At 58.7% G+C, this 288-nt stretch carries 1 pseudogene; it reads left to right on the top strand.

The features are described from left to right. Positions 1–21: 21 nt before the first annotated feature. Positions 22–288: pseudogene (locus EN852_RS39775) on the top strand (hypothetical protein); the annotation flags it as partial.

The raw sequence follows: 288 nt of genomic DNA, 5'->3' as shown, positions 1-288 counted from the left end.
GCGCGAAATGCCGTCCAGACGATGCTCGAGAACCAGGACTCGAAGAACCCCCGCGTTCGTGTCGCGATTGTGCCTTATGCATCTGGCGTGAACGCCGGCAAACTGGCGGAGAACGTCTATGCCGAAAAGCAAGGGAGTTCTGAACTGCCACCCGTCGCCGGCAGTTCGCTTCTGGTTGCCAAGACGGGCAAAAATCTGCTGCCGTCCTTCAGCGACTACATCTCCATTGTTGGTGCGGCCATGCCGCGCCCGGATAATTGCGCTACGGAGCGCAAGAACAAAAACGGC

It is taken from the genome of Mesorhizobium sp. M2E.F.Ca.ET.209.01.1.1, assembly GCF_004010375.2.
In the GTDB taxonomy this organism is placed as follows: domain Bacteria; phylum Pseudomonadota; class Alphaproteobacteria; order Rhizobiales; family Rhizobiaceae; genus Mesorhizobium.
This window is presented reverse-complemented; position numbering and strand designations above follow the sequence as displayed.